The 11,118-nt window shown below is 35.0% G+C and carries 13 protein-coding genes and 1 other RNA gene; 3 read left to right on the top strand and 11 right to left on the bottom strand.

Annotation, left to right across the window (positions count from 1 at the left end):
• Positions 1-35 precede the first annotated feature (35 nt).
• Positions 36-254 (top strand): hypothetical protein, encoded by a 219-nt coding sequence (locus QYB95_RS04705; protein ID WP_301137023.1) that lies wholly within the window; start codon positions 36-38, stop codon positions 252-254.
• A gap of 192 nt (positions 255-446) precedes the next feature.
• Here QYB95_RS04705 and QYB95_RS04710 read toward each other — a convergent pair whose 3' ends face one another.
• Positions 447-785: a hypothetical protein gene (locus tag QYB95_RS04710; RefSeq protein ID WP_301137025.1), complete on the bottom strand. Its 339-nt coding sequence runs from the start codon at positions 783-785 to the stop codon at positions 447-449.
• Positions 786-865: 80 nt separating this feature from the next.
• Positions 866-1,507 (bottom strand): DUF3885 domain-containing protein, encoded by a 642-nt coding sequence (locus tag QYB95_RS04715; RefSeq protein WP_301137026.1) that lies wholly within the window; start codon positions 1,505-1,507, stop codon positions 866-868.
• Between the two features lie 492 nt (positions 1,508-1,999).
• Between QYB95_RS04715 and QYB95_RS04720 the strand changes: the two genes are divergently transcribed.
• Complete coding sequence (locus tag QYB95_RS04720) at positions 2,000-2,926, top strand: polysaccharide deacetylase family protein (protein ID WP_301137027.1); 927 nt, start codon at positions 2,000-2,002, stop codon at positions 2,924-2,926.
• 87 nt (positions 2,927-3,013) lie between these two features.
• On the opposite strand, the gene QYB95_RS04725 is transcribed toward QYB95_RS04720, so the two are convergent.
• The 3 genes from QYB95_RS04725 to QYB95_RS04735 form a co-directional block, all read right to left on the bottom strand.
• Positions 3,014-3,808 (bottom strand): DUF2935 domain-containing protein, encoded by a 795-nt coding sequence (locus QYB95_RS04725; RefSeq protein WP_301137028.1) that lies wholly within the window; start codon positions 3,806-3,808, stop codon positions 3,014-3,016.
• Between the two features lie 125 nt (positions 3,809-3,933).
• Positions 3,934-5,730, bottom strand: coding sequence for a M3 family oligoendopeptidase (locus tag QYB95_RS04730; protein WP_301137030.1), 1,797 nt, complete (start codon positions 5,728-5,730; stop codon positions 3,934-3,936).
• 54 nt (positions 5,731-5,784) lie between these two features.
• Positions 5,785-6,219, bottom strand: coding sequence for a hypothetical protein (locus QYB95_RS04735; RefSeq protein WP_301137032.1), 435 nt, complete (start codon positions 6,217-6,219; stop codon positions 5,785-5,787).
• 214 nt (positions 6,220-6,433) lie between these two features.
• On the opposite strand from QYB95_RS04735, the gene QYB95_RS04740 reads away from it, so the two are divergent.
• On the top strand, positions 6,434-7,072 hold the full coding sequence (locus tag QYB95_RS04740; RefSeq protein WP_301137034.1) for a hypothetical protein: 639 nt from the start codon (positions 6,434-6,436) through the stop codon (positions 7,070-7,072).
• A 335-nt stretch (positions 7,073-7,407) separates the two neighbouring features.
• On the opposite strand, the gene QYB95_RS04745 is transcribed toward QYB95_RS04740, so the two are convergent.
• From QYB95_RS04745 to ssrS, 6 genes are all read right to left on the bottom strand, one after another.
• Positions 7,408-7,977, bottom strand: a complete 570-nt coding sequence (locus tag QYB95_RS04745) for a tetratricopeptide repeat protein (RefSeq protein WP_301137035.1) — start codon at positions 7,975-7,977, stop codon at positions 7,408-7,410.
• A gap of 57 nt (positions 7,978-8,034) precedes the next feature.
• Positions 8,035-8,493, bottom strand: a complete 459-nt coding sequence (locus QYB95_RS04750) for a DMT family transporter (protein WP_301137036.1) — start codon at positions 8,491-8,493, stop codon at positions 8,035-8,037.
• On the bottom strand, positions 8,490-9,155 hold the full coding sequence (locus tag QYB95_RS04755; protein ID WP_301137038.1) for a Crp/Fnr family transcriptional regulator: 666 nt from the start codon (positions 9,153-9,155) through the stop codon (positions 8,490-8,492). The genes QYB95_RS04750 and QYB95_RS04755 overlap by 4 nt, the downstream gene beginning before the upstream one ends.
• Positions 9,156-9,168: 13 nt before the next feature.
• A complete protein-coding gene (locus QYB95_RS04760) occupies positions 9,169-9,591 on the bottom strand; it encodes a DMT family transporter (RefSeq protein ID WP_301137039.1) in 423 nt (140 codons plus the stop codon).
• Positions 9,592-9,907: 316 nt separating this feature from the next.
• Complete coding sequence (locus QYB95_RS04765; protein WP_301137041.1) at positions 9,908-10,741, bottom strand: alpha/beta fold hydrolase; 834 nt, start codon at positions 10,739-10,741, stop codon at positions 9,908-9,910.
• Positions 10,742-10,891: 150 nt separating this feature from the next.
• Positions 10,892-11,080: non-coding RNA, 6S RNA (ssrS, locus tag QYB95_RS04770), on the bottom strand.
• Between the last annotated feature and the right edge of the window lie 38 nt (positions 11,081-11,118).

Consider the following 11,118-nt stretch of genomic DNA (forward strand, 5'->3'; position numbering starts at 1 on the left):
GGTAAGAGCGATTTCAAAGAACGGAGATGACTTAAATGAAAAATGCTAAACATGCAGTTTTAGGAATATTAACCGGACTTTTCATCATTCCGATTATTGATAATTGGTTGGGGTTACGTTTTGATCACTTGCTTTACAAATTGTTTGGGGAACCTGATAATCCATTAAGTGTTAGCTTATCATTCATTTTCACTCTTTGTCTTATCGCTATAGTCATACTATTACCTTTATCTAGAAAAAAAGCAAAGACTTAAACCTCCCTCTCATTGTGGAAGTGGTTATTTAATCTATAGGTAATACCTCGATCGATGCGTAAGGCCTTTTATGTATTGCATAAAAAAGATTGGAACCATCATGCAATTCTAATTCTCTCCTTGCTCCATCTCCCACTAATTTCATTGTATGGATCGAGTTATCATAGACCTTCCCTACAAGGATTGACACTTCTATGTCAGACTTAGTTTTATAGTCAAAACTTGCAGTTGTATAAGGAATGCCTCGTGCCTCAAAGCTGATATAAGGCTCCTCCTAAACCAGCTATATCCATTTCTAATTTTTGTAAGGCTTGCAACACCTAGCGCTCCATCCTTCTCGAAAAACACAAAGGTCTCCCCTTCATATTCTCCAATTGAAAGGACTGCTGTTTCATTAACGTCTTCTTGAAGAAGACCATACTGAATGGCTTTTTCCTTGGTTTTGTAACCGTTTTCTGCATCATTTTCTCGACACCCGACTAAAATAACCAACAAACTAAGACAAGCTATTATAAATCTCAACCACTTCAAAAAATCATCCTTTATTTGATAGATTTGATATGCATTATCTAAATTTCTTTTCCTTAATGCCATACTGAGACTCGCTTTAACTAAGAATTAGGGGTAGGTTTAGCTTGTATTTCCAATCCCTTAAAAATCTCTAATAATTTCTTATGCACTTTAATATCTGCATTTAAAATTTCGCAGCCTCTATCATCATATAGATGGAAAATACTTTTATTGTTTAAATTAACAATAAAAACATCTGGAGCAAATTGGCTATCCCTACTTCTTAATCGTGGTTTTAACGAATGGAAATCCTCATGGATTAATGCTTGATAAAGATTTTTCACTCTTAGATCCGAAACTTTACACAAAAGCGACATTTGTTGAACAGTAAGAAACTCTCCTTCAAACTTCCAGTAAAATTCATGTAAACGCAGTGAATACTTGGATTGTTGATTTTTAAAGAAACGTCTAAAAAAATTGGGATAGACCCCCTTTTTTGTTGAATATGGATAGGAATTAACCACCACTACAACATCATCTGTCGTCTTGAAGAGGAAAGAAGTAATTTCCGATACTTGTTGATACACTGTATGAAACCTCTCCATATTCAACTTTTGATGATTATCAAATTGATAGATATCATTTCCTAAATCGATATGTATCGCGTTATCCCATTTATCGTATAGATCAGGAGTTAAAGATAAGCCATTGTAGTTTTTCATCATAAAATCATGTAAATCCATAATTAACCACCTTTATTTCTACTCATTTTAACACTACCTGGAATGGGAGGAAATTAAAAAAGCGTTAATTCCCCATTAGATTAACGCAAAAATATTTACAGTTCAGTTACTGTTTCCGCGGCTTCTTTATCAATTCTAGAGCTATATTGCCAATTCCCCACTTTTCAAAACTAACGGTTGAAACCAAGAGTAATCTTCTTCAAGTAAAATGCATCACATCACTTTTAAATACGACGATTAAATAGACCCACCAATGAACGGGAGCAACCCATTCTTATAACGACCATGCAAATGGAAAACTTACTCGAACGATTGCAAAGGGGTTCTTAAGCGACGATTCAAATTTAAGCTAGTTCGAAATATATTGAATAAAATTGTTTCTTTTTCTTTGTTTTGCTAAAGTAAACTTTCTTTTCAAAAACATAATTCTTTAATGAGTGGGGAAACTTAAAATTAACATACAAATTAATTGTTATTTCCTAAGGAGAAAAAATGAAAAAAAGCTATTTTAAATACCTATTACTTTTTTCGAGTATCTTGTTGACGTTTGGTTTATTTGCTGCAACTCCAATGGTAGGCTCGGCCAAAATGACAAAGAATGAGTTATTTAGAGCCATTGAAAGATACAGTGAAGAAAATAATCGGGAACCGATTGATGCCAGAATTGATTCAGTTTGGAAAGCGATACCTGGCTATAATGGACGTACAGTAGATATTGAAGCCAGTTATAAGAAAATGAAGTCTAAGGGAAAGTTTGATGAAAAGAAGATTGTTTATAAGGAAATTTCTCCTAAAATCCATTTAGAGGATCTGGATAACCAACCCATTTATAGAGGTAACCCTGAAAAGCCGATAGTTGCTTTCTTAATTAATGTGGCCTGGGGAAATGAATATATCCCTGGAATTCTTGAAGTGCTAGAACAACATGAAACAAAAGCCACATTTTTCTTTGATGGCAGTTGGGTGAAAAAGAACCCTGATGTAGCTAAGCAAATTCAAGCTGCTGGTCATGAAATTGGAAATCATGCCTATAGTCACCCGGATCTCCAACAACGCTCTTTGGAAGAAACAAAAGTGGAATTAGTTAAAACAAACCAGGTAATTGAAGACACACTTAATGTAAAGCCAAAATGGTTTGCCCCACCAAGTGGCAGTTTTAATGAGACAACAGTTCAAGTTGCCGAGCAATTAGAGATGAAAACGATTTTATGGACAGTTGATACGGTGGATTGGAAAAAACCTCCGGCCTCTGAAATGGTTAATCGCGTTGTGTCAAAAGTAGAAAATGGCGCAATGATCCTGATGCATCCTACACAGCCAGTTGCTGAAGGGATGGAAACCATGATTAAGGAAATTAAAGGAAAAGGGTACAAATTAGGTACTGTTAGCGAGCTTATGAGTGAAAAACGAATTGATTAATGAGCCCAAAGAATGGATTACCGTTATACTCTTAACAATTAAAACTCGCCGAAGTATATTGGCGAGTTTTCTTTGTTGCTACAATATTTAATAATTTACACTCTCCAAGCTTGCTTCATATAAATCAATAATTTCTAAAAACCTCTCTGCTTCTCTAAATGTATGGTCAGCTAAGAGCGGATGAATGTTACTTTTAATTTTACAAGCCTCGATCAACTCACGTGCTGTTTTCTTAAAGTCTCTCAAAGAGGTAACCGATACGCGATTTTGATCTAAGAATTGAGTCAGTATCGGTGGCGTTTCAGAGTGTGGTCTCATATGTTCCAGATCCATGGCCTGAAATAGTAGCTGATCAAAATCATGGCTAAACTCTCTTGCTTGTTCTACCAGTTTTCTTTCAGATGGATCTAGAAGGTGTCCTATGAATTTTGCATGATCCGCCATAATTTTAAGAAAGAAAACATTCTCTTTAATAATATCGTCTGCTTTTGGTGTAAGTATCCCTTGGTTAAGTTCCTGTAAGCGATTGGCAAAATAGGCTGCTTCTCTGCTAATATGATCAATTAATAGCGGATAATTATTAGATCTGATTTCACAGCGTAAGGTTAAACCTAGCACTTTTCGCTTAAAGGCCCAAATTGCAACTGCAGCCTGGTAAACTTCATTATTAAAAGAACGGATGAGTCGTATTTCGGAGTTAATTGTAAAACGGCTTAATCTTTCCTCAATCCTTTCAAAAGTCGTAATAAATTGATTTGCTTCTTCAATCAATTGTTTCTGATCATAGGTGAAACCTAAGCTTAAAAAGAAAGCATGCTCTTTCATTATTCTCGCCCAAAATTCTATTTCATATAATGATCGAGACACGATTGGATTAGCCATCTTGCCCCCTCCTTTAATCTTCACTTTTACATGTATATGTCAGTAACCTTTGTCCATATTTCAAACATAAACATGAAAAAGTTTCTGGATTTAATAAAGAGATTTTTTTAATACGGACCTTCCATTTAAGACTCAATTAAACTAATAAATTCTTCCGCATCTTTAACACAAAGTTTCATACCCTTTTCCCAAAAAGCTTCTGAAGTAATATCCTCTTTTAAATGCTTCATGATTAATTCTTCAATAGACATACAGCCTGAATCACGAAGCAATTCTATATATTCTATTTCGAACGCCTTACCTTTTTCTTTAGATTTAGCATATAGGCTTAGGGAAAATAAGTACCCAAAAGTATACGGAAAATTATAGAATGGCGATTTTGTAATATAGAAATGTGGTGTCCAAATCCATGAGTGTACAGAAGGACTATCAAATGACCCACCATAAGCTATATCTATGGCTTCCTGCATAATTTCGTTTAGCCGTGACGGAGGAACAATGCCATTCTTTCGTTCATCATAAAATTTCTTTTCAAATAGAAATCTAGAATGAATATTCATGAAATTCATGGCGCTCCGTTTCAATTTTTCATCCAGTAAAAACAGTTTTTCTTCCATAGTATCTGCTTGTTCTAATGCAGCATCTAAAATGATTTGTTCTGAAAATGTTGAGGCGGTTTCTGCCATGCTCAGTGGATATAGCCTATTTATTTCGTCAACTGATTTCATCGCATCATTATGAAATGCGTGCCCTAATTCATGCGCTAAAGTTAACAAATTTGTAATCCGCTCTCCGTAGGTCATAAAAACTCTTGACTCCCTGGAAAGAGGAAAACCGGCGCAAAATGCAACCGCCGATTTATTTGGTCGGTTTTCAGCCTCTATCCATTTATTCTCAAAAGCTTTTCGAGCAAAATTGCCTAACTTGTTACCAAAATGACTGAAATGATCCAGTATAAAATCTACAGCATCTTCATAAGCTATCTGTCGGTTAATATTTCCGATAGGTGCCCAAAAGTTATACGACTGCATTTTAATGTAACCATTTAGTTTAGCCTTTACATTTAAATAGTTAATAAAAGGTTTTTTAAATTTATTGACTGCTGCCCACATGGCATCGAGTGTTTCCTCTTTCAAACGATTTTCCATCAAAGGCTCTACCAAGACATTATCATATCCCCTAATTTTGTATACTTGCAGTCGGAAACCTGAAATATGATTAATAATTTGCGCAAAAAGATTTTCTTTTTCTTTCCAAATTCCTTCTAATGCATGATGGGCATTTTTTCGAACTTCCTCGTTTGGATGAGAACGTAAATTAATCGTTTGACCTACAGATAACTCTTTCATTTCTCCTTCGATTTCTATCTTAACTTTGATGCTGGATAGTAGTGAATTATAAAACTGCCCCCAAGAATGATGCCCATCGACCATTAAATCCGAGATTAATCTTTCTTCAGTCTCGGGAAGTAACATTTCAGCTTTTCTACGCCATTCGTTAAGTATAAATTTATTTTTCTCTAAAGGCTTTGCTCCAAGTATCTTTTCCCATTGATCGTGATTTATATTAGAAATGGTAGTTTGAAATTTTTTTAAAACTGACTCATAGCGGGCATTTACTGTAGTTGCAGCTCCTCTTAGATTTATGGCATCTTCATCTTTTGTGTTTTCTGCGAGAAGACAGGTTATAAATGAATTGGCCTGAGATAAGTTCATACGAATATCTGCTATGTATTTTAGTATATATGCTATTCTATGATATCCATCTATATGTGATATATTAATAGGAGATTTTAATGTCTCTTCTAATTCAAGCATCTTAAGTTCAAGTTGTTTAATAAAATCAAGAAATTTGGTTGAATTACTCCCGCCTACAAACAAGTTATCTAGGTTCCATACCTTTGAATAGCTATTTTTATTCATTCTTACCCCCTGATTTCTCTCGAATTTTTATATAAAACTTCTTTAGCATGACTTTTATTGAATACTAATGTCAAAAACATATGAAATTTTCCCTTCATTCCATCCAGCTGTTACTTCATAAATATACAGTCCTGATTTTATTGGAATAGGGATTTCATTACCATTTAGTTCAATAGCCTGCAATTCACCTTCTTCATTCCATTGGTCAACAATCACGGAAGAAGGATTTTGTTCAATATCAATCGTTAATTTATCGCCTTTTCCCACTTCAACGGTTTTGAACTGGTCTGCTAAATCATTTATATTGATAGGGTTCAATTTTCTTGCCTCAGAATTTTCGTCTACCCACTCAAATTCTCCTATTATCATACTATACGCTTTCCCATCTATCGTTACTTTTCCCTTCGCCTGTTCATATGTTTGAGCTCGAGTAAATGAACTACAACCAGAAATGCAAACTGAAAGTACTAAAATCATTATTTTTTTCATATGAATTCTTCTCCTTTGAAAAGAAGCCTACGAATTATTTATATCTAAGTTACACGAAAACTTCTATTTTCATAAATAAAATAAAATCCTAATATTTACAAATATATTATATAATACCATTATCCAAATTTGATAATATGTTAAGTATAATAAACATCTGATGTATTCTTTTGGGCCTTTTTAAAGCTAACATTCAAAGGGAGATGGTAATAAAATGAATTACTTTGATTTCATAAATCCTGAGAATTGGATGGGTGGCTACTATGAACTATCAATGGAGTTCCAACCATTGGGGGATGATAAAAGACTTAATGATGCCCTACTTTCGTTAACGAATTGTAATTTTTTTAAAGGATTATGGCAAACGCGCGAAGATTTTCAAACTAGCAAACTCCCGTTACCAATAAAAATAGAACCGGATAGTATCAATCAATTATACGGAACACTATCTCTTAGGGATGGAAATACCTTACCTTGCTTGGTTAGTCTTATACGAATTAATGAAGAATCCGATTGGTTGGATATATCGATTCCACAAGCAAGTTTTAATTCAAAATATGCCTATACATATCCCCTGACAAAAGAACTGAATCCCTGGCTAGAAAAAGCGGAAAAGATGTATATTACCTTAGCGGAAATCATCTATAAAAATTCTCCCTTTGACTTAGCCGTGATAGGCGAAGAGGTTTCGGGGTATACGAGTCAGAACTCTATTTCTATCGACTATTTGGGTAAAGCTACTTGCATTCTACCAATGAATTTACAAAGAAAACTTGACGTGCAAGGAGAAGGAAAAGGAAAATCGCTATCAAGTGGTCTATTGTTATTTTATGAAGTGTATGGGGATATTTGAAAATGTACGCTTCATGTACAATCGTATTTTCCTAGAAAGACTTTCCTGCTCCGGAAGAAGATAAGTTGTAATAATTCCTGATTGCCTCCAAGAATAAGAGGAGGTTTTCCGGTAATTCAAAGCAAAATTCTTTATAGTACAGGTCAAACCGTCCGACGCTACCTTTTGTCTGTTTTGTATACCGAAAAACACATACCGGTTTTATAATCACATCCATTATTGCAATTTTCAATTTCATCAGGCATAAAAAACGGCTTTATAGTTATTGAGAGTTGAAAACTAAACACTATTCTTCCCCTTTCGCTAAATGAAATAAAGGAGTACTATACTTCTATTTAGTTGGACATCTTCCCTAGAAAATCTAATGCCAGCAATGTAGAGTCAATGAGTTCACGCTCACCTTTCAGCTCTCTTAACTTTAACGCTTCATTAAAACATTCTTTGGCTTCAATATTCTTACTCAGCTCCAATAAGCATTTTCCTTTGTGCTGTAATGCAAAATCCAAATAGTAGGAATCGCCATCTCTACACAACTCCAATGCTTCTTCAAAAAATACTAATGCTTTTTCCGGGTCATTGTTATATTTAATCGCTTCTCCTAGCCGAATAAGGGATAATATTTCTCTATTAACATTTTCATCACCAACTGCAATACTCCTGCAACGATTTAGAAGATTAATGGCTTTTTGAGGTTCCCCATAGATTCTATATAAATTCCCTAACGTCCCCATAAGATAATATTCTTCGTCAACATAATTAGTTGCCTTAAGTAAATCTTCAGCGATTGTAATATACTCTTTAAGCTTAGATGGATTCGTTGTCTTTTCACGCAAGTAGTCCTGTTGATCAAAATACAATATTTTACTTAGCTCTTCGAGAGAGTTCTTAAATATAGAAATATTCATAGTTCCTACCCCCATTCAAAAAAGAAGCATTTACCCTGTTGATAAACACTCCTTTACTTACTTCGCCTGCTCTACTTGGCCTTTCTTTCTTGCATTAAAAATTATTACTCCAACAATAATTGAAACGACACCTACAATATCTTCCCATTTCAATTCTACTTTTGGCAATGATAGAAAGCCTGTTACATCAAAAATTAATGAAAAGGTTAATTGTGCAATGATACTGATTAAAACTGTTTTCGTTGGACCAAGTCGATGCATCGCTTGAATCATTGAGTAAATTACGCCGACTCCTACTAAGCCAAAGAACCAGTAACTTCTTTTCATTCCACTTATATCAAAAATATCAGATCCCTGAAACAGGAATCCGATAAGAAGTGAAGCCATGCTTCCTGTCAGCAGGACAAAAGCAGTTGCGAACCATGAGCTCACCTGTTCATTCAAATGACGATTAAAAATATTTTGCAAGCCAATAAATGCTCCGGCAACTATTGCTAAAGATATGCCTAAAATCAACGTATTCCCTCCTCGTATATGTTATGTTTCGCTAGTTCAATCAACCGGTCATGATTAACAATCAAAATGGAATCTTTTCTTCGCTCGATTATTTTTTGATTGCACAAATCCACAATTACGCGATTCATATGGCGTTTACTCGTCCCAATTAAGTCTGCGGCGTCTTTCAGGTCCTGGTTTGAAACTGTTCGATTATCTATCGACACCGATAAAAGATAGCTGCACAAACGTACTTCTACTGGATACATCAGATTAAAAGCTAACGCATTGGAATTGACATAAAGCTTTTCCGTAATTCTTTGCAAAATAAATTGGACAAATGGTAAATGATTCATCCCATAATTTTGGGCAGTATGAATTGGAATGGTTAGTATTTGTACATCCGTTATTGCTTCTACCGTATTGATATATGGAGCTTGCTGAACAAATTCAATGTCGCCGAGAATATCGAACTTTTCTTTAAAAGCCAGGATTAATCTTTTCCCATCATCCGAAGTTTTATAGGTCTTGATTTTCCCCCTAATCAAGAAGAATAAATATCGAGGTGTTTCACCTTGTTGAATGATAAAATCACCTTTGCTATAGCGATTAATGGCAAGCCCCCGTATTAATTCCTCATTTAAAACGCAATCCAATGAAAATTCCTCTATATAGTTTTTCACAACAAATACACCCCTATAAGCTGATAAAAACAGCTCCAAGCATCATTAATGCAAGACCGACCCATTGTTTACCGGCAATCTGCTGTTTATTAATATCGAATATACCCAGCGCTTCAATCACGATGACCATCCCCAATTGTGCCAAAAGTATTAACGAATTCGAGATGGTAGCACCCACATATGATACAGCAATAACACTGGAAGCAACTACAATGGCACCAAATGAACCCCCGAATAAGTACAATGGTTTTACTTTCTTAAGCCCCGGTGTATGTTCTTTCTTTGAGAATAAATAAATGATAAATGCCCCTGTTGCCCCGGCCGCCTGTGTAATCATTGCAGTTGTCCATGTGCCGACTTCTGAACCAATTGTTGCGTTCGTCACATTTTGCAGTGAAATAAAAAATCCTGAAAGTATGGCTAAAATAATTCCCATTTAAATCCTCTTCTCGATGTATATATACTATTATTATTACACCATTTGGAGTTCAAATAAAAAAGGACATATGTCCCATTTTCAGTAAAAGCAAAAAAAGCTTATTCCATTAATATTTAGAATAAGCTTTGTTGTAATAATTATGTATTTCTAAAAGTAACAGTATCCATTTCCCTCTTTAAAAATAACGGGAAACTTCTTCGCCTTCCAAATACCTCTACCTGGTGGAATGATACCTTTAAAATCATCATGCTGCCGATCAAGCAGCAAAACCTTATCCTCATCTTTCAAACATGCAAGCCGCCAAAGCTTTTAATTATAAAGTGGAACGAATAAACTCTTTAAATTTTTCCTCCTCTTCAACAAACGGAAAGTGATTACTTTCCTCAAAGGTCCACATCGTCGCATTTGGCATAAGAGCTGCTGCTTCATCAGAGTATGGATACGGACATTGAGCATCATGCCTACCACAATAGAAAAAGGCTTTTGTCTGTGTTTGTTGTAGGTGCGAGCGCAAATCATAAGTTGGGAACTCTTCATGGGAAAAATAATCCAAGCGCTTCGAAACAGTCTTTCCACTGTTCGGGCGACTAATCATCTTTTCATAGTTTTCCTCATTACATAGAGACATCAATATCCATTCTTTACTGACAGCTCGTCTTTCTTCTAAAGTAGATTCTGGATTTCTTAATAATGCAAAAATTTGCTTGATACGTTTGTTGTTAGGATTTTCTGGACAGTAAATACTATCAGGATGATGCATATATTCATAGGATGCACATAGACCTCCAGCCACAATGTGGACTAGGGATTTCGGATGCGTGATTGCATATTTCAATGCTAACATTCCACCAGTAGAATGACCTGCAAATATCCACTTTTCGATTCCAAGTGAACGACGAATAGCTTCTAAATCTTCCACACTATCCTGCAAGCTGTAATTATAAATTGTGTTATCATCTGTTGAGTTACCACAGCCTCTTAAATTTACTAAATAAACCGTATAATGATCTGCGAAGGGATTTGCGAACAAATTGCCTCTGCTATCATATTCACTATATAAATGTGTAATACAAATTGGTTCACCATTACCACTCTTAAAAACTTCAAAAGTTCCTCTATCCGTTTCTATAAAGTGTTGTTCCCACATAAAGCTGATCTCCCCTTTGTAAGTAAAATTCACTTTATATAGCTTAGTTCTACGAATTTTTCCAAAAACCTTGTTTAAATTGTTAAACAAAAAAAGAGTGTAGACAAAATCACAGTGACTTTGTTTACACCCTATATTTTCAATTATGTAAGTGAAGCCGCCTTGCCGTAATTATTAGAAAGTTTTTAACCACCACTCCTCAAAGTGGGTGTTCGCAAAAGATTTCCTGTGTATCATCATTCACCTTGGTATGATGCTCGCCATTTCATCCTCGATCTAAAACTCCCTATTACAGCTTAAAGGTTAAAACTTAATATTCTACGTACAACGCAGCCTTGATATTATATTAATACAAAATATTATCTTTTGCAAGTAAC

Source organism: Ureibacillus aquaedulcis, assembly GCF_030418165.1.
Lineage (GTDB): Bacteria > Bacillota > Bacilli > Bacillales_A > Planococcaceae > Ureibacillus > Ureibacillus aquaedulcis.

Excerpts from the sequence above, each read along its gene's own strand:
- QYB95_RS04705 (WP_301137023.1), top strand. The coding sequence starts at position 36 with ATGAAAAATGCTAAACATGCAGTTTTAGGAATATTAACCGGACTTTTC.
- QYB95_RS04715 (WP_301137026.1), bottom strand. The coding sequence starts at position 1,507 with ATGGATTTACATGATTTTATGATGAAAAACTACAATGGCTTATCTTTA.
- QYB95_RS04720 (WP_301137027.1), top strand. The coding sequence starts at position 2,000 with ATGAAAAAAAGCTATTTTAAATACCTATTACTTTTTTCGAGTATCTTG.
- QYB95_RS04725 (WP_301137028.1), bottom strand. The coding sequence starts at position 3,808 with ATGGCTAATCCAATCGTGTCTCGATCATTATATGAAATAGAATTTTGG.
- QYB95_RS04730 (WP_301137030.1), bottom strand. The coding sequence starts at position 5,730 with ATGAATAAAAATAGCTATTCAAAGGTATGGAACCTAGATAACTTGTTT.
- QYB95_RS04735 (WP_301137032.1), bottom strand. The coding sequence starts at position 6,219 with ATGAAAAAAATAATGATTTTAGTACTTTCAGTTTGCATTTCTGGTTGT.
- QYB95_RS04740 (WP_301137034.1), top strand. The coding sequence starts at position 6,434 with ATGAATTACTTTGATTTCATAAATCCTGAGAATTGGATGGGTGGCTAC.
- QYB95_RS04745 (WP_301137035.1), bottom strand. The coding sequence starts at position 7,977 with ATGAATATTTCTATATTTAAGAACTCTCTCGAAGAGCTAAGTAAAATA.
- QYB95_RS04760 (WP_301137039.1), bottom strand. The coding sequence starts at position 9,591 with ATGGGAATTATTTTAGCCATACTTTCAGGATTTTTTATTTCACTGCAA.
- QYB95_RS04765 (WP_301137041.1), bottom strand. The coding sequence starts at position 10,741 with ATGTGGGAACAACACTTTATAGAAACGGATAGAGGAACTTTTGAAGTT.